22 protein-coding genes are annotated in these 16,707 nt (G+C 66.1%); 4 read left to right on the top strand and 18 right to left on the bottom strand.

Annotated elements, in window-relative coordinates; genetic code table 11:
* Position 1: 1 nt before the first annotated feature.
* From trbJ to trbB, 5 genes are read right to left on the bottom strand one after another with little or no spacing between them, the layout of a single operon-like run.
* On the bottom strand, positions 2-718 hold the full coding sequence (gene trbJ, locus ATE70_RS17420) for a P-type conjugative transfer protein TrbJ (protein ID WP_037557585.1): 717 nt from the start codon (positions 716-718) through the stop codon (positions 2-4).
* Positions 715-3,168: a conjugal transfer protein TrbE gene (trbE, locus tag ATE70_RS17415; RefSeq protein WP_037557584.1), complete on the bottom strand. Its 2,454-nt coding sequence runs from the start codon at positions 3,166-3,168 to the stop codon at positions 715-717. Before trbE ends, trbJ begins: the two co-directional genes overlap by 4 nt.
* Positions 3,165-3,434, bottom strand: a complete 270-nt coding sequence (locus ATE70_RS17410; RefSeq protein ID WP_037557583.1) for a VirB3 family type IV secretion system protein — start codon at positions 3,432-3,434, stop codon at positions 3,165-3,167. The genes trbE and ATE70_RS17410 overlap by 4 nt, the downstream gene beginning before the upstream one ends.
* Positions 3,434-3,766 (bottom strand): TrbC/VirB2 family protein, encoded by a 333-nt coding sequence (locus tag ATE70_RS17405; protein ID WP_037557582.1) that lies wholly within the window; start codon positions 3,764-3,766, stop codon positions 3,434-3,436. The genes ATE70_RS17410 and ATE70_RS17405 overlap by 1 nt, the downstream gene beginning before the upstream one ends.
* Complete coding sequence (trbB, locus tag ATE70_RS17400; RefSeq protein ID WP_037557689.1) at positions 3,763-4,746, bottom strand: P-type conjugative transfer ATPase TrbB; 984 nt, start codon at positions 4,744-4,746, stop codon at positions 3,763-3,765. The genes ATE70_RS17405 and trbB overlap by 4 nt, the downstream gene beginning before the upstream one ends.
* A gap of 208 nt (positions 4,747-4,954) precedes the next feature.
* Here trbB and ATE70_RS17395 point away from each other — a divergent pair, with 208 nt between their 5' ends.
* The 4 genes from ATE70_RS17395 to ATE70_RS24380 are packed head-to-tail and all read left to right on the top strand — an operon-like array spanning position 4,955 to position 7,315.
* The gene (locus tag ATE70_RS17395) at positions 4,955-5,470 is read left to right on the top strand and encodes a helix-turn-helix transcriptional regulator (RefSeq protein WP_081933239.1); all 516 of its coding nucleotides are present in this window, start codon (positions 4,955-4,957) and stop codon (positions 5,468-5,470) included.
* 59 nt (positions 5,471-5,529) lie between these two features.
* The gene (locus ATE70_RS17390) at positions 5,530-5,862 is read left to right on the top strand and encodes a hypothetical protein (RefSeq protein ID WP_037557580.1); all 333 of its coding nucleotides are present in this window, start codon (positions 5,530-5,532) and stop codon (positions 5,860-5,862) included.
* Between the two features lie 41 nt (positions 5,863-5,903).
* The gene (locus tag ATE70_RS17385) at positions 5,904-6,377 is read left to right on the top strand and encodes a hypothetical protein (RefSeq protein ID WP_037557579.1); all 474 of its coding nucleotides are present in this window, start codon (positions 5,904-5,906) and stop codon (positions 6,375-6,377) included.
* Positions 6,326-7,315, top strand: coding sequence for a JAB domain-containing protein (locus ATE70_RS24380; RefSeq protein ID WP_082639844.1), 990 nt, complete (start codon positions 6,326-6,328; stop codon positions 7,313-7,315). Before ATE70_RS17385 ends, ATE70_RS24380 begins: the two co-directional genes overlap by 52 nt.
* On the opposite strand, the gene ATE70_RS17375 is transcribed toward ATE70_RS24380, so the two are convergent.
* The 13 genes from ATE70_RS17375 to ATE70_RS25250 all read right to left on the bottom strand — a co-directional run bounded on the left by ATE70_RS17375 (position 7,291) and on the right by ATE70_RS25250 (position 16,486).
* Positions 7,291-7,728 (bottom strand): hypothetical protein, encoded by a 438-nt coding sequence (locus ATE70_RS17375; protein WP_037557578.1) that lies wholly within the window; start codon positions 7,726-7,728, stop codon positions 7,291-7,293. The genes ATE70_RS24380 and ATE70_RS17375 overlap by 25 nt on opposite strands.
* Positions 7,725-9,737: a conjugal transfer protein TraG gene (locus ATE70_RS17370; protein WP_037557577.1), complete on the bottom strand. Its 2,013-nt coding sequence runs from the start codon at positions 9,735-9,737 to the stop codon at positions 7,725-7,727. Before ATE70_RS17370 ends, ATE70_RS17375 begins: the two co-directional genes overlap by 4 nt.
* A gap of 26 nt (positions 9,738-9,763) precedes the next feature.
* Positions 9,764-11,509, bottom strand: coding sequence for a relaxase/mobilization nuclease domain-containing protein (locus tag ATE70_RS17365; protein WP_037557686.1), 1,746 nt, complete (start codon positions 11,507-11,509; stop codon positions 9,764-9,766).
* A 219-nt stretch (positions 11,510-11,728) separates the two neighbouring features.
* Complete coding sequence (locus ATE70_RS17360; protein WP_443027710.1) at positions 11,729-12,436, bottom strand: lytic transglycosylase domain-containing protein; 708 nt, start codon at positions 12,434-12,436, stop codon at positions 11,729-11,731.
* A 3-nt stretch (positions 12,437-12,439) separates the two neighbouring features.
* Positions 12,440-12,772 carry a DUF736 domain-containing protein gene (locus ATE70_RS17355; protein WP_037557576.1) on the bottom strand — a complete coding sequence of 111 codons (333 nt, stop codon included), beginning with the start codon at positions 12,770-12,772 and terminating at the stop codon, positions 12,440-12,442.
* The gene (locus ATE70_RS17350; RefSeq protein WP_037557575.1) at positions 12,769-13,356 is read right to left on the bottom strand and encodes a S26 family signal peptidase; all 588 of its coding nucleotides are present in this window, start codon (positions 13,354-13,356) and stop codon (positions 12,769-12,771) included. The genes ATE70_RS17355 and ATE70_RS17350 overlap by 4 nt, the downstream gene beginning before the upstream one ends.
* A complete protein-coding gene (locus tag ATE70_RS17345; RefSeq protein WP_037557683.1) occupies positions 13,353-13,871 on the bottom strand; it encodes a DUF2840 domain-containing protein in 519 nt (172 codons plus the stop codon). Before ATE70_RS17345 ends, ATE70_RS17350 begins: the two co-directional genes overlap by 4 nt.
* A gap of 26 nt (positions 13,872-13,897) precedes the next feature.
* On the bottom strand, positions 13,898-14,140 hold the full coding sequence (locus tag ATE70_RS17340; protein ID WP_037557574.1) for a helix-turn-helix transcriptional regulator: 243 nt from the start codon (positions 14,138-14,140) through the stop codon (positions 13,898-13,900).
* A gap of 102 nt (positions 14,141-14,242) precedes the next feature.
* Positions 14,243-14,770 (bottom strand): DNA -binding domain-containing protein, encoded by a 528-nt coding sequence (locus tag ATE70_RS25485; protein WP_052182480.1) that lies wholly within the window; start codon positions 14,768-14,770, stop codon positions 14,243-14,245.
* Positions 14,733-15,020, bottom strand: a complete 288-nt coding sequence (locus tag ATE70_RS24370) for a transcriptional regulator domain-containing protein (RefSeq protein WP_197411505.1) — start codon at positions 15,018-15,020, stop codon at positions 14,733-14,735. Before ATE70_RS24370 ends, ATE70_RS25485 begins: the two co-directional genes overlap by 38 nt.
* 122 nt (positions 15,021-15,142) lie before the next feature.
* Complete coding sequence (locus tag ATE70_RS17330; RefSeq protein ID WP_037557681.1) at positions 15,143-15,457, bottom strand: DUF736 domain-containing protein; 315 nt, start codon at positions 15,455-15,457, stop codon at positions 15,143-15,145.
* Between the two features lie 309 nt (positions 15,458-15,766).
* Complete coding sequence (locus tag ATE70_RS17325) at positions 15,767-16,198, bottom strand: hypothetical protein (protein ID WP_058539111.1); 432 nt, start codon at positions 16,196-16,198, stop codon at positions 15,767-15,769.
* A 123-nt stretch (positions 16,199-16,321) separates the two neighbouring features.
* Positions 16,322-16,486 carry a hypothetical protein gene (locus ATE70_RS25250; protein WP_167919412.1) on the bottom strand — a complete coding sequence of 55 codons (165 nt, stop codon included), beginning with the start codon at positions 16,484-16,486 and terminating at the stop codon, positions 16,322-16,324.
* Positions 16,487-16,707 lie beyond the last annotated feature (221 nt).

Below are 16,707 nucleotides of genomic sequence, written 5' to 3'. Positions count from 1 at the left end.
CTCAATTGCCTTTGCGGAAGCGGCGGAAGCGCTCGCGGCCTTCGGCCTCGGCGGCGGCGCTGCGCGCCGCGTCGAGCATCTGCGCCCGGCCCTGCGCGGCGAGAGCGGCGGTGAGGTCGGAGATCTGCTGCGACTGGACGGCGAGGATCTGGTTGCCCGCCTGCGCCGCCTGCAAGGCGCCGGTCGCCGACTGGCTCGCCGAGACGAGGGTTCCGATCGACTGGCGCGTGCCGCCGATGTTGGTGACGACGCCGGCCTGCACCTTCATCGCATCCTGGAACGCGCCGACGCTGTCGTTCCAACGCGCCTCGGCGTTGGCGACCATCGCGGCCTGCGGCCCCGACAAGGCTGCGCCCTTGTAGCGGGCATCGAAAGCGGTCTGGATATCGCCGACGTCATAAGCGACGCGCTGCGCTTCACTCAGCAATTGGCGGGTGCGATCGACCTGGCCTTGCAATTCCTTCAGCGTCGAGACGGGCAGGCTGGTCAGATTGCGCGCCTCGTTCGCCAGCGACGTCGCCTGGTTTTGCAGCATGGAGATCTGATTGTTGATCTGCTCGAGGGTGCGCGCGGCGGTCAGGATATTCTGCGCATAGTTGCGCGGATCGTGAACGATGCCGCCGATCTGCGCCGCGGCGGGAACAGTCACTCCGCTCGCGATCAAGGTCGATCCGGCGAGCAGGGCAGCAAGCAGCACGCGGTTCTTCACATTCTTCATAAAAAGGACTCCTTCAGCTGGTCGGGGGTTTCGAGGTTCGCGAGCAGATCGGCGGCCCAATAGAGGCCGCGGTGACGCAGCCAGAATTCGGCAAAATCGGCGTGGCCGCGCGTCTCGATCAGCTCGCCGATCTTGATCTGGTCGGTCTTTGAAGAGGCAGCGGTGAAAGCGAGTGCGATGTCGCCGAGGCCGAGTTCGAACAGCCGGTTGCCGCGTCGCGACTGGCAATAATAGTCGCGCTTCGGCGTTGCGCGGCTCAATATCTCGATCTGGCGATCGTTGAGCCCGAAGCGTTCATAGACCCGCGCGATCTGAGGCTCGGCGGCGCGTTCGTTGGGCAGGAAAATGCGTGTCGGGCAGCTCTCGATGATCGCCGGCGCAATGCGCGAGCCCTCGATATCGGCGAGGCTTTGCGTCGCGAAGATCACGCTCGCATTTTTCTTGCGGAGCGTCTTCAGCCACTCGCGCAGCTGCGCCGCGAAGGCGGGGCTGTCGAGCACGAGCCAGCCTTCGTCGATGATGATCAGCGTCGGTGAGCCGTCGAGGCGGCCCTCGATGCGGTGGAACAGATAGGCGAGGACCGAGGCCGCCGACGAGGCGCCGACCAGCCCTTCGGTTTCGAGCGCCTGAACACGCGCATCGCCAAGATGCTCGGCCTCGGCGTCGAGCAGCCGTCCCCAGGGACCGCCCACGAGATAGGGCGAAAGCGCGAGCTTCAGCTCTTGCGATTGGAGCAGGACGGCAAGACCGGTCAGCGTGCGCTCGCGGATTGGCGCCGTCGCGAGCGACGTGAGCGCCGACCAGAGATGCTCCTTCGCGGCCGGATCGACGTCGACCCCTTCGCCCGCGAGCAAGGCGGCGAGCCATTCGGCTGCCCAGGCGCGCTCCGCGGCCTCGTCGATGCGCGCCAGCGGTTGCAGAGCGACCGACCCGGCGCTGCCGGCATCGTGCAGCGCGCCGCCAAGATCCTGCCAATCGCCGCGCATGGCAATCGCCGCGGCGCGGATCGAACCGCCATAATCGAAGGCGAATATCTGGTTGCCCTCGTAGCGGCGGAACTGGAGCGCCATCAGCGCGAGCAGGACCGACTTGCCCGCACCCGTCGGGCCGACGACGAGGCAATGACCGACGTCGCCGACGTGCAGCGAAAAGCGGAACGGGGTCGAGCCTTCGGTCTTGCCGTAAAGCAAGGGGGCATCACCGAAATGCTCGTCCCGTTCCGCCCCCGCCCACACCGCCGACAAGGGAATGAGATGGGCAAGATTAAGGGTGGAAATCGGGGGCTGGCGAACATTGGCATAGACATGGCCGGGGAGGCTCCCGAACCAGGCCTCGAGCGCATTGACGCCTTCCACCGTGCAGGTGAAGTCGCGGCTCTGAACGATTTTCTCGACGAGGCGCAGCTTCTCGGCCGCGAGCGCCGGATCGCGATCCCAGACGGTGATCGTCGCGGTGACATAGGCGATGCCCGCCTCGTCGGCGCCAAGCTCCTGCAGTGCCATGTCGGCGTCGGCCGCCTTGTTCGAGGCATCGCTGTCCATCAGGACAGAGGCCTCGTTGGTCATCACCTCCTTGAGGATCGCGGCGACCGACTTGCGCTTGGCGAACCATTGCCGCCGGATCTTGGTCAGCAGCTTGGTCGCGTCGGTCTTGTCGAGCATGATGGCGCGCGAGGACCAGCGATAGGCGAACGCTTGGCGGTTCAATTCGTCGAGCAGGCCCGGGAAGGTGACGCTCGGGAAGCCGGTGATGGTGAGGGTGCGCAGATGATGATCGCCGAGCCGCGGCTCGAGCCCGCCGACGAGCGCTTCGTCGGCGAGCAGCGCGTCGAGATAGGCAGGCGTCTCGGGCACCCGGACGTGCTGGACCTTGGTCGAGACACAGCTGTGGAGGTAGGTTAATGTCTCGCCGTCATCCAGCCATTCGGCCTCGGGCATGAAGCCCTCGACGAGATGGAGCATGCGCCCCGTGCGATCGACGAAGCTTTTCAGCAATTCCTTGGGGTCGACGCCGGTCTTCGAGCGGCCCTCATAGAGCCAGTACTCGGCGCGCGCCGCTTCCTCTGCCGGCGGCATCCACAAGAGGGTCAGATAATAGAAGCTCTCGAAATGGGCGCCTTCCTCGCGGAACTGCTCGCGGCGTTCGACATCGACCAGCTCGGACACCGCATCGGGGAACTCGGACACCGGATAGGTCACCGCGGGCACACGCTGGGCTTCGACGAAGACTGCCCAGCCCGACCCGAGGCGCCGCAGCGCGCTGTTGAGGCGCGCGGTGACCGCCACGAGTTCGGCGGGCGTGGCGCTGTCGAGGTCGGGGCCGCGGAAGCGCGCCGTGCGCTGGAACGCGCCGTCCTTGTTCAGCACCACGCCCTCCGCCACCAGGCAGACCCAAGGGAGAAAATCGGCGAGGCGGGCGGATTTCGTGCGATATTCGGAGAGATTCATCATGAGCGCATCCAGACGGGATATTTGAGGTGACGCCGGGCGACGTCGACGAACTGCGGGTCGCGGCGGGCGGCCCAGACCGAGAGGGTGTGGCCGACCGCCCATATCGCGACGCCGACGATCCAGAGCCGGAGGCCGAGACCGACGGCGCCCGCGAGCGTGCCGTTGACGATCGCGAGGCTGCGCGGCGCCCCGCCGAGGAGGATCGGCTCGGCGAGCGCCCGGTGAACCGGAGCAAAGAAGCCCGGCACTTCCCCTTCCCGGCTCATCACACGAGCGCTCCGCCGCCGAAGGAGAAAAAGGACAGGAAGAAGCTCGATGCAGCGAAGGCGATCGACAGGCCGAACACGATCTGGACCAGCCGGCGGAACCCACCCGACGTGTCGCCGAAGGCGAGGCTGAGACCGGTCACGATGATGATGATCACCGCGACGATCTTTGCGACCGGACCCTCGATGCTCTCGAGGATCGACTGCAGCGGCGCTTCCCACGGCATCGACGAGCCGCCGGCATAGGCCGGCGCGGATACCGCAAGCGCAACGAACATCGCGGTCGAACAGAGCATGGCGCGCCGTGCGCCATGCCGAAGAGCATGGATCATCGATTTTCTCCTTCAGGGGTGATGAGCGGGGTCAGCCGATATTCGAGGTTCAGCCGGTCGAACCCGTCGATGCGGGCGAGTTCGGCGAGGCGCCGGCCCGTTCCGTCGCGGACGAGCACGGCGACCAGATTGATCGTCTCGGCGAGAAGAGCGCGCGGGACGGTGATCACGGCTTCCTGGATGAGCTGCTCCATACGGCGCAGCGCGCCAAGCGCACTCCCGGCATGGATTGTTCCGACACCGCCGGGATGACCTGTGCCCCATGCTTTCAGGAGATCCAGCGCTTCGGCGCCGCGCACCTCGCCGATCGGAATGCGGTCGGGCCGGAGGCGCAGCGAGGAGCGGACGAGATCGGACAGCGATGCGACACCGTCCTTGGTGCGCATCGCGACGAGATTGGGCGCCGCGCACTGCAGTTCGCGCGTGTCCTCGATCAACACGATCCGGTCGCGGCTGCCCGCAATCTCGGCGAGCAACGCGTTGGTCAGCGTCGTCTTGCCGGTCCCGGTGCCGCCCGCAACGAGGATGTTGAGCCGGTCACGCACGCCGCAGCGAAGTATGTCCGCAGCATCCGCCGACATGATGCCCGAGTTCACATAATCGCCGAGCGTGAAGACCGCGATTGCCGGTTTGCGGATCGCAAAGGTCGGCGCGGCAACGACCGGCGGCAACAATCCCTCGAAACGCTCGCCTCCTTCGGGCAGCTCGGCCGATACGCGCGGCGCGCTGCCATGCACTTCGGCGCCGACATGATGCGCGACGAGACGAATGATGCGCTCGCCATCGGCGGCGCTCAGTGTTTCACCGCTGTCCTCGATCCCTTGGCCGAGGCGGTCGACCCACAGCCGACCGTCGGGATTGAGCATGATTTCGATGACCTCGCGGTCGGCGAGCCAATCCGCGATCGCACCGCCCATCGCGGTGCGCAGCATGCGCGCGCTGCGGTGACGTGCCTCCAGCCGGATTGGTTCTGCGCCCATCGGGAACCCCGTTTCATGAGCCTTGGCGATGATGCCCGGCTCGACGGGGATGAGTAAGAGACGCAGAGAAAACCCAAATTCAACAAGGTTTTCGCGCCGTCGTACCGTCTCGTAGAAAGACAGGCCGTGGCGTAGGTCGATCCGCATCGGAACGGATAAAAATCATGGTGGAACTTGTGAAACGCCCGATTTTGACAACAGTGTAACAATGACTGATTCGGTGTCGCAGCCGTCAGAGGATGAATTGTGCTGGGCGCGGCTCACGGACAAGCAGCGCGCTTGTCTCGATCTTGTGCTTGAGCATCAGACCTCAAAGCAGATTGCGCGGCGGCTCGACATCTCGAAACAGGCCGTCGATCTCAGGCTCACGACCGCGCGCGATATTCTGGGAGCGGACAGTAGAGCCGAGGCGGCCGTCCGCTATGCGCGTCTCAAACGGACCTATGACCGAATACCATGGGATCCGATCATACTACCGCCGCAGGCCAGACTGATGCCATCCGATTTCCCGGACGGAGAGCCGGCCGCATTGGCGCTGAACGATCATGCATCGCTCGCCAAGCATCCCAATGCGGTCGACCCGCCGTTCAAGGGTCTCTGGAGGCGCGATCACGCGCGTTCGAGCAAAGTCTGGATCATGGCGGCGATGTTCGCCGGATTGATCCTGCTGACGCTGGCGGGGGTGACGATCGGTGAAACGCTCACCCGTCTGATTTCCGGCTGATCCTTTCATCCTGTCTGTCACCAATAGGCCGGAGCGATGCTTCCGGCAGAGGAGAAGTCATGTCCCAAGCACTTACAATCACGGCAGCCCGTCTGATCCGCGACGTACCCGCCGCCGAAGTCAGGATCGACGATGCACTCATCGCAGTGTCTTCGCTGATGACCAGCGTCGTCACCGCGCGGCGCGACACCGCCGGGGTGCCGGCGACCAGAGGGCAGGCAACGATCCGCCGATTGATGAAGGCGCAAATGGCGCTGGTCGATGTCAGCGGCGATATTCTGCGGGTTCATGGCGAACTCGCCGATATCGGGCGCGAGACGGCGGGTTATGACCTCCATGAATGCCCGTCGATCGCGGAGGCGGGAACGAGCGTGCGGGCGGCCGCAGCCTGACGCCGGTTGACCGGGAGCGACAGCCGTGAAAGTTTCAGGGCATGCGCATCGCCTTGTTTCTCGCTTTCTTGGCTGTTGCTGTCGGCTATGCCGCCTGGAAGGGCGGCGGGCCGGAACGGACGATGGCGGCGATCGCAGCAACGATGGTGGGCTTGGATCAATTGCTCCACCTGTTCGTTCCGCCGACCTTCGCTTCACTCGACACCGGTCATCTCGCGATCGACCTGTTTGGAGCCGCATCCACCGTCACGCTCGCGCTGTTTGCGCATCGCTTCTGGCCCATGTGCATCGCCGTCTTGCACATGGTCCCGCTCCTTGCGCACTCGAGCCGGATTCTCGACGTGGCGCTGCATCCGGCAGCCTATCTCGCGATGCAGGTGGCGACGTCCTGGCCGGTGCCGGCGATCCTCATCCTCGCAACCTGGCGCCACCAGCGTCGGCTGGCGCGCGGCGCCAACGAGCCATGCTGGCAGATCTCGTCGCGGCCATCGATCCCGAGCATTGCGAGTCCCTAGCCGAGCGACTGCTCGCGGAACATCGGACACTCGCACGCCTTTTCGCCCAGTCCCCCGAAGCGCTGGCGCGAACGCTCGGCAAGGACAGCCCGGTCGGCGCGATGCTCGTCGCCGCACGGTGCGCGACATTGGAGGCCATGCGCGAAGAGCTGAGCGGTCGCGGCATCGACCCCGACAATCCCAAATTGCTGCGTTATCTCAGGGCATCGATGGGCGCGCTTCCCGATGAGGCGCTGCGCGTGCTGTTCCTTGACCCGTCGCATCGCCTCATCGCGGATGAACAATTACAGCGCGGAACGCTCGGCCATCTCGCAATCTATCCCCGCACGATATTTCGGCGAGCGATCGAACTCGACGCCGCCGCGATCATTCTCGTCCATAACCATCCTAGTGGCGACCCAGCGCCCAGCCGGTGCGATATCGAGGCAACTGAACGCCTGGCTACGATCGGACAAGCGCTCGACGTCGAGGTGCTGGAACATATCATTGTCGCGCTCCGAGGGCATCGGATGATCCTCCGGGGACGACCTGCCTCCGGTCGGACGTCTTCGCCCGGCACGCTACTTCGCGACAGAATTGCCGATTGGCGGAACTCACCCGATGCCGAGTTGGCGCTCGCCAACGCGCAGCGCGTATGGCGGCGGCGCCTTCTGCGCCGACAACTTGTCGGCGCAGAAGGCCTGTTCGGCGAACCGGCTTGGGATATGCTCATCGATCTCTTCATCCATGAGGCAGCGGCGAAATCAGTATCGACCAGCTCGCTTTGTATCGCGTCGGGCCTTCCGAGAACGACGGCCCTCAGGCTGCTGCAGCGCCTTTGCGACGAGGGACTGTTGGCGCGGGAGCCGGATCGCCACGACGGAAGACGCAATTTCATCCGGCTGGCCCCCGATCTCGCGCAACGCCTCCTGGCCTATTTCGCGGCGGGCGACGAATGATCGCCGTCCACGTCGCGGGACAATTCGTCACCAAGCTTCGGCCCGAGCTCCATCCGGCGGCTCAGCGAATCGACAAAGGCCTCCCACCGTTTCTTGCCAGTCACTTGCGCCGCCCGGAGTGCCGCGTCAGGGAGCGGGGGATTGTTGATCAGCCAGGAGCGGACGAACAGCGCGAAGCCTTCGTTCGACAATTCGACATGCCATTCGAGCCGGTCGAGTTGCCGCGACAGCCGATCGAGCCGCCGCGTCAGCACGGCCTCAAGTCGCTCCTCATGATCGGGAGTGAGCAAAGATGCGAGCGCGGCCTCGACGATGTCGGTGCGCGTGATGCGGCGGCTGCTCGCGCGTTCGTCGAGCTGGCGCGCCAGCACGCTATCGATCCGGAAGGTCCGCTTGACCGACGACTTCCTCATAGTTCGATCCCGTCGTCCGGATCCTGCGACGCCAGGCGGGCGCCGCGGCGCATCGCACCGTCGATCGCCTTGCGCTCGCGGACGGGGTCATCCTCTCGTTCCTCGGTTGCGAAATCGAACTCGCTGACATCCGGGCGAGCCTCAGATACGATATTCTCATGGTCGGCCATCGCCGGCTCCTGCCGGATACCGCTGTTGGCGTCGCTATCGTCCTCCTCGCCGTCGCTCGCATCGGGGATCTCATCATGAACTGCGATCTCGACCTTCCCGCCGGACAGGTCTTTCGGTCGTTCCAACGCGCTCCAGTCGTCGGGACGGCTTTCGCCGACTTGCGGCGGCGCGGGCGGCGGCAGGATCCGCGCCATCAATCGGGGGTCGGCATAGTATTTGGCCTTGCTCGCCCGGATCGGCGCGACGCCGGCGACCATGACGATTTCCTGATCGGGCGGCAGTTGCATGACCTCGCCGGGCGTCAGCAAGGCGCGGGCCGTCTCGGTCCGCGAGACCATCAGATGGCCAAGCCAGGGCGATAGCCGGTGCCCGGCATAATTTTTCATTGCGCGCATTTCGGTGGCGGTGCCGAGCGCGTCCGAGATCCGCTTGGCCGTCCGCTCGTCGTTTGTCGCGAAGCTGACTCGGACGTGACAATTGTCGAGGATGGCGTTGTTCTGGCCGTAAGCCTTCTCGATCTGATTCAAGGACTGGGCGATCAGAAACGCCTTGATCCCATAGCCGGCCATGAAGGCGAGCGCGCTCTCGAAGAAATCGAGCCGCCCCAGCGCCGGAAATTCATCGAGCATGAGAAGAAGGCGCTGCGACCGCGCACGCGGATTAAGTTCCTCGGTGAGCCGCCGCCCGATCTGATTGAGGATCAGACGAATGAGCGGCTTGGTGCGGCTGATGTCGCCGGGCGGCACGACGAGATAGAGCGAGGTCGCCGTCTCCCCCGCCACAAGGTCGGCGATGCGCCAGTCCGACCGCCGCGTCACCGCAGCGATGACGGGGTCGCGGTAAAGCCCTAGAAAGGACATGGCGGTCGAAAGGACGCCCGACCGCTCATTGGCCGACTTGTTGAGCAGATCCTGCGCCGCCGCCGCGACGACGGGATGGATACCCTTCTCGCCGAGATGTGCCGTCGACTGCATGATGCGCAGGGTCGAGGCGATACCGCGCCGCGGATCGGAGAGGAAGGCCGCGACGCCTGCGAGCGATTTATCCTCTTCGGCATAAAGAACATGCAGGATGGCTCCGACGAGAAGCGAGTGGCTCGTTTTCTCCCAATGGTTGCGCTTCTCGAGGCTGCCTTCCGGATCGACAAGTACGTCGGCGACATTCTGGACGTCGCGCACCTCCCACGCGCCGCGCCGCACTTCGAGGAGAGGATTGTAAGCGGCCGACGCGATATTGGTGGGATCGAAGAGCAGGACGCGCCCATGCTGGGCCCGGAACCCCGACGTCAGCTGCCAATTCTCGCCCTTGATGTCATGCACGATGCAGCTGCCCGGCCAGGTGAGCAGCGTCGGCACGACAAGCCCGACGCCCTTGCCCGACCGTGTCGGCGCGAAGCATAGGATATGTTCGGCGCCGTCATGGCGAAGATAGCTCCGACCAAAGCGCCCCAAGATGACCCCAGCCTCGTCGAGCATGCCTGCGCGGCGGATATCGCCAGCCTCGGCCCAGCGCGCTGAACCATAGGTCTCGGCGCGCTGCCGCTCACGGGCCCTCCACACCGACATGGAAATCGCGACAATGATCGAGGCGAAGCCGCCCGACGCCGCGATCATGGCGCCGCGGTAGAAAATCGGCGGCGCATAGGCATCATAGGCAAACCACCACCAGAAGAAGGCGGGCGGCGGATAGACCGGATAGTCACCGATGCGGAACCAGGGCGCGCCGAGCGCCGGCTGAAATCCAAGCGCGCCCGCGGTCCACTGCGTTGCTGCCCAGACCGCGAAGATCACGATCGAACCGACCGCAGTAATCTGTCCCCAGAGGATCTTGTCGTTCATTGCAAAATGCCTTTCTAAATGCCTTTCTAGATGCCGATGCCCCGGCCCAGCGCCCAATCGACCGAGCCGCCGGGGGACATGGTGCCGGTGATGTGCTGGCCGAGATGGCGGTCGAGCGCGGGGCGCCAGGGGACGAGCTGGAAACCCAGCCCGTCGTCGATCATGGCGAAGCGCCCCGATGCGAGCGTCACGCGCTCGCGGTAGACGCCGCTCACATAGTCGCCGGCAGCCGACGATTTGTGGGCAAGGCCGGTCCGCTCGGCAATCGATGCGGTCGCGGCTTCCAGTTCGCGCGAAGCGAGCTTGTCGATGAGCCCGGATGACAGGGTCAGCCGGTCCCCGGCGCGCGACGCCAATCCCTGCTCGACGAGATAGCGCGCCCGCTTCTCCATCGCCTGGCGGATTTCGAGACCGAAGCCATTCCCGCACGCGACCGGTTCACGGGCGACGAGTTGGCGGTCGAGCCAGGTCGCGCCGGGCGCGGTGACCTGCGACGCGAGCGGGAGGTCCGAGCGCGTCGCAAGCGACATATGCGCGCGCCCCTTGCCATCCTCCCAACTGCGGAGCTCGACGATCGAGCCCGGCCTGGCATCACCGGTCATCTCCATGTAGTTGAAGCGGATGTGATGGGTTCGCCCGTCGGCGCCGTCGACGATCGCATAGGCGCTGCCGGCAAGTTCGTCATGCAACCCCCGCTCGACAAGGCGGCCCACGATCGCGGTCTCGGGCGCGCCGTCGTGAAGCGCGAGCGCGGCGGGATCGAAGCGGCGCCCGCCGCGCGACAGCGCGCGGTGCATCGTCTTGATGATATCGCCGCGCACCGCGACCTCGCGCAGCGCCGGCTCGGCGCCGGCCCCGAGCGCCCAAAGGCCGGCGCCCTGCCGCTCGGCGAGACCCATCTGCTCGAGCCGGGCGGCGCGGCCGACCAGCAGGCCGTGCATATGCCGGTCTTCGTTCGCTGCGGGGCGCAGATCGATGACTCCGCCCGCTTCGTCGGCGAGCCTCTGCAGTCGGGCATCGAGACTTGTCCAGCGATCGGCATCGACTTCGCGCGCGAGCGCGCTTTGCATGTCGAGCTCACTGCGTGGACCGAGTTCGAGCGTTGCAAGTGCTTCGGCCCGTCCGCGAATGCCTGCGGCGATATAGCCGCGGTCGATGACGAGATCGGCGCCATCATCGGTGACGCCGCGCACGAGGATATGGATATGCGGATTGTCGGTGTTCCAATGATCGACCGCGACCCAGTCGAGGCGGGTCTGGAGATCGCGTCCCATGTCCGTCATGAGATCGCGCGTGAAGGAACGGAGATCGCCGAGATCCGCGGCGTCCTCCGGGCTCACGATCAGCCGGAAGTGATGCCGGTCGTCTTCGCAGCGCGCGGCGAAGGCATCGCGATCGGCGGCGTCGCCGCCCGCATCGAACATGCTCGCGTCGCGGCCGTCACGGGTCACGCCTTCCCGCTCGAGATAGGAGATATGACGCGCCAGCGGCGCGGCGCGAAACCGCGCGCCTTGGTGGCGGACGACGCGCGCCATGACCGTGACGCGCCGGGCGCCAGGCTGACGGCGCATCGCCGCCATGGCCCGCCGGCCCCGTCCATGCGTGCCGGTCCCGCCGCCAGCGCCGCGGCCAGGCCGCGAGCGGGTGTAGCCCGACCGCGAGGCTGCTTTGCGCACCTGCGTAGCGAGCCGCTTGCCCTTGCCTGCCGACCCTGCCCCGCGATCGCGGCTCCGTCCCGGCCTGATGCGGAAATCATGGTCGTCACCGCGCATCGGGGGCGGTGCCATACGAAAAGTTGGGAGAAAACGGCGCGTTCAACGCGATGATATGGCAGATTTCGGCAGAGCCATACGCGCAAACCCGCAGAAAACCGACCATGGAGTGCCCGAAGCTGGCACGGCTTTTATCTTGCCCTCCCCCATGTCCCTTCCAGCAAGCGACCACCGGCCCTGAGCAGAGCCTGTCAAAAAACCCAGCGGCCCCGCCGTCCGTCACCGGTCACGGCCATCGGACAAGGGAATGAAAATGGAAGCACCTGCAGCCCGGGCAGGCGCAGCCGTTCCCGACGGGCTTGCAGGTTGTGCGTCGTCAGACGGCAAATTTCGCTCAGCGAAGAGCGCCGCATCGCGCCATCCCGGCGCGGGCGACAGCATCGACGGAGCAGTTGCGGCGCTGCCTGATACATGCAATTCGGGTGCGATCTTGGCGACATAGGCGATCGTCTCAGCGGGCAGACCGCGGCGCCCCGATGCGAAGGCATCGGCGCGGCCCGGCCCCGCGTTGTACGCCGCGAGCATCAACTGAACGTCGCCATAGCGGTCCCACATCGCGCGCAGATAGGCTGCACCGGCGAGGATATTGGCGCGCGGGTCGAACGGATCCGCCCCGAGCCGATGGCGCGCGGTCAGCGACGCCCAGGTTCCGGGCATGATCTGCATCAGCCCCATCGCCCCGGCGTGCGAAACCGCACCAACCTTGCCGCGGCTTTCGGCGTGCATCACGCGCCAGATCCAAAGCTCCGGAATGCCGAAGCGCTGTGCGGCTTCGGCGACCGGTGCGGCATGAGGATGGCGCGCCGGTTGCACCGCCGCGGCAGCGGGCGGGCAAGCCAGAGGCATCGCGAATGACGCAAGAAACGCGCCGCAAGGCACGCTGACGCGAAGCGCGAACCCACCCACGAAGCGCAGCAGCAGCCCCATGGCTCAGTTCCCGGCCTGCGGTTCGGGGCGCGAACAGAGAATAGACAAATCGCCGTCGTCTGGGCCCAGGCGAACCAGATTTGCGCGCAACGGCGCAGCAAGGCTCGGGTCGTCGATCTGCAGCGCAATATATAAACCGCGCGGACCCGTGCGATCCCAACCGGCCCCGATCTCCGCACCGAGTGCGGGATCTCCGATCAGTAAGCGCCAACCTGGCGCATTCTCTTTTTCAGAATAGGCTGCCGGTGCGAGCTCGATTTGCGCGTCGAACGCGAGCGTCTTGATCGAGCCGGAATATCCTCCCGTCGTATTCCGGCGCATTGTCCCGATGATCATGATGACGTCTCCTTGCTGCGTGATGGCGGGTGGTCGGGTTCGGCGGAGCCCCAGCGAAGCGCCGCCGTCGGATGCGAGCGGGTGAGGATCGGGTGCGCGGTGCCGAGCAGACCAGCTGCCGGCATCGCCCCGAAATAGCGGCCGTCGAGGCTGTCGCGCGCCGCATTGACGAGAAAGAGTTCGTCACCGCCGACGATCCGGCAACCCGTCCAGACGGGGAGCGGACGACCGGCCCGATCGCGCGCCAGCGCGCGGGCGGCCGCGACGCCATCGAGCGTGACGAAGACGCCGGAACGACAGACGAGCGCGCCGGGAAGACCGGCGACCCGCTTCAGCATCGGCACGTCGCGCGGCAAATATCCGCGCTGCGCAAGGAATGTCCCGAGTGCGGACGGCGGGGCGATGGCGACAAGGTCGCCGAGCCGCGGCGGCGCGCCCACATCGACCCAATAGAGGCCGGTCGGAGCGCTGGCGCTCACATTCCAGAGGAAGCGCGGCGCGGGCTTGAGCCACGCAACCGCGACGAACGATGTGCTGAAGATCGCCGCGGCCGCCGCCGTGGCGCGAAGTGCCCGGCGGCTCATAACTCGACCGCCCGGCGGCGCAGCCATGCCGTATGGCGGTCACGGGAATATGGCCGGAATGGCAGCCCCGCCGAAATCCGGCTGCCGACATGGCGCCAATGATCGGGCGCCGCATCGCAGGCATCGATGCCGGTCGCTTCGACCGCGTCGATCGCCTCAAGCGCCTGTTGCACTTTCGGCCAGCCGTCGATCCGCGCGAGGATATCCGCGCCGGGATGGACGAACGGCAGCGTTGCATAAGCTTCGCCAGGCACAACCGCCGCGGCAATCGCGATGGTCGAATGGATCGTCCCGAAGTCGTTCGACGTCCAGCGCACGTAAGCAAAGACGGCGCCGGGCCGGAACGCCGCGACGCGCTTGGCGCGGCTCAAGATGCGCTCGGCTGCGATGCGGCCGAAGCGGATCCACTGCTCGTGTCGCCCCTCGATCCAGGTCATTTCGACCTCAGTGAGCGCGGTGTCACGCGGCGACGGGTGTGTGCCAGCGTTGCAATTAGCGGTTAGCCGCGGGCGCAGCGCCCGTTCAAAATCGACGCCGCGCATTAGCGCTGCACCTGCCGCGCCGGGTGCACGGTGCCGGTGCCGGGATCGGACGTCGACGAACGCCGGCCAAGTTCGACCCAGGCATCGAGTTCGTCGATCGCATAGACGACCCGGCCGCCAAGCTTGCGATAGGCGGGACCCGTTCCATAGCAGCGATGCTTCTCCAGCGTCCGGTGCGAGAGGCCGACCCGCTTTGCGGCATCGGGGGTCGTCAGAAAACGCGGTGGGTGACCGGTGGTCATGGGGGGCTCCTTCCAGCGGCCGGACCGGAAAGCGCGGGCCGGCGGGCGATGTCGCGTGGTGGCGCGAAAGCGCGCGCGCGGGGGAGCGGCAGAATTGCGGCGCTATTTTTGTCGCCCCGCCCGGTCTGCCAGCAGCGCGCGGTATCCGCCCGCCGCCAGCGCCTCGGCTTCGCGGATGAGCCGCTGGGTCCGGCGCCGCTCGGGAGAGGATTTCCACGCCGAGCCGCGGCCGACATCCAGGCGTGGATAGATGAGCCGGCGGGCGACCTCATGGCTGGTCACGTCCAGTTCGCCGCGAAGATCGAGAATCGACAGAAGCAAATCGAGGCGCTGTGCCTGGTAGGATGTCGGCCGAGACACGGCCGACGCCGACGATATGCCGCGGAGCCATCGTTCCAGATCCGCTACCGCCTGTAGGCGCGTCTCGGCCATGCCATCGCACGGAATCAGCGCAGCAAGCGCACCGTGAGCTGGATCGCAGCGCAGCCAGATCCGGTGCATGATGCGGTTTTCGCCCAATATATAATGACCGCCGTCAAGCGCGATCCGAGAGCAAAGGCGATGCGTCCAGCGAGCCGGATCGAGGCGCAGGTCAGCGGCAAAAGTCGGCGGTGCAGCGTCGAGGATCACGATATAGGGGCAGACCGCCGCGTCCCAGAAGGCTGGCGCGTCGAGCGCGGAAACACGCGGATCGACCGGGAAAGCAGAGGCCCCATCGCCGGGCCATGCCCTCCTGCGACGCCGGATCGGCCTTGCGATCCGACATCACGCTTCGATAGTCACGGCGATAGTCCGGACTGCGGCGCAGAAACTCCTGGGCGTAGCCGGGAAAGTCGAGGCGCAGCGGCCCTTCGCTTTTTGCCGTCGTCTCGATCGCCATAACAGCCTCCGGGGAGACCGAAGAGTTGGCGATATGCGGGCATGCGCCAATTCCAAGACGCGGGGATATCCATCCCCAGTAATGGGTATCCCGCCCGGCGCTGCCGGGCGGGTCCCTGCGGCTCAGTCGCCGCGGCGGGTCTGGCGGCTCCAGACCAGGTCGTGCTCTTCGCCTTCGCCCGCGAACAGTTGCGCGAAGATCGGGGCGGTGAAGCTCGGATCGTCGAGCTTGACCGAAAGATAGGGGCGCTTGTCCTGCGTCTGCTTTTCCCAGGCTGCGCCGACTTCGACGTCTCCAACGAAAACACGGTGGCTGGGAGCATTGCCGCTGGGGTCTTTTTCGGGTGCGATGCGAACCGATTTCGCCTGCACCGAGAGAGTGGTGATTTGACCCCGATATTCTCCGGAGACTTTCTTGAACGTGCCGATCTTGGCCATGTCGCATTCCTTCCTTGGCTCGGGCCGCACCATCGCGGCCTCGATGCGCATCGGTCGTCAGCGGGGGACCGGCGGTGCAGCCGCAGGCCCGCAGCGCAGCGGAGGATCGCGCCGTTCGTCTTTCTTGTTTCGCGAGGAATGGCGGCACGCCAGGGGAAGAAAGTCGAACGGCGCGGTTGCACCAAGCCGGGCCAGCGAAGCGGCGCGCTGACAGATGGCGCATGTCGAGAGGCCGCGATGGGACGGCTCTGCGGACGGTTGCGTTGCCGGTCGGCCGGGAAGCGAAGACGATGAGAGGCGGGCGAACGCCTAGCTGTGCAGCGCTGGTCGCTCGATCCCACCCCCCGGCGACAGGAGATCACGCCAACCGGCATAGCCGGTGACGACGGCGGTCAGGATGGACATGCCGCGCTGCGTCCAGGGATTGAGGTCGGCCAGCATCGCGAGCGCGACCCCAACCTGAAAGCCAGCAGCCGCGGCGGCGCCAACGAAAATCAGGATGACGCCAAGCCTGACGGCGAGCGGAGCCGAGCCGCGCGCCAGGTGCCGGCCGAGGGTATGGACGGAGACACCCGCGAGCAATCCCACCGCTAAAATGACCATCCAGCCGAAACCTTGGTCCCGAAGCGTGAAGGCCAGACCAAGCCCGGCGAAGAGTGGCAGCGCGTAAGTCGCGCAGCGAAAGAGCAGGAGAAGGCCATAAAATGCCGCAACCGCGCCAAGGATCAGCATCAGGGTCATGAACGTCCTCCCATCGGACGCGCCCGCCACCACCTCCGCAGCGCAACCTGCAGGCACAGCATAGCCAAAGCCAGCTCGGGGGAGACCCCGAACCGGCTCCAATCTGGAACCAATTCCAGACGCTTAGCGATTGAACGGGTCATATTCGCTGACGATCGTTTCGGGGTCGCCGTCGAACTCATCGAGCGGCATGACCGAATATCCGGCGCTGGTCTCGATGAGGATGATCACGGTCATCATGGTCCGGGCGAGGCTCCATCCGAGCGACTGGGCGGTGGAAAGCGGCATGGGATCAACTCCTGTCCTTGGGAGCGGGCCATTCCCGCTCGACAGGCGCCCCGCCGGACGGGGACAGGCCGCAATCACCGCGCGCGAAGCCGCGGCCCGAGCGAAGCGTGGGGACCCTTCACGGGTTGATTGAAGGAGGCCTGGCCTCGGCCAAGGGATCAGCGGCAATCGAGAGCGGGTATGGCCCGATCCCATGCGGCAGAGCCCCCACGCCCCACCCG

Source organism: Sphingopyxis sp. H053, from assembly GCF_001468225.1.
Classification (GTDB): Bacteria; Pseudomonadota; Alphaproteobacteria; order Sphingomonadales; family Sphingomonadaceae; genus Sphingopyxis.
Note: the sequence above shows the minus strand (reverse complement) of the source record. Positions and strands in the feature narration are given on the sequence as shown.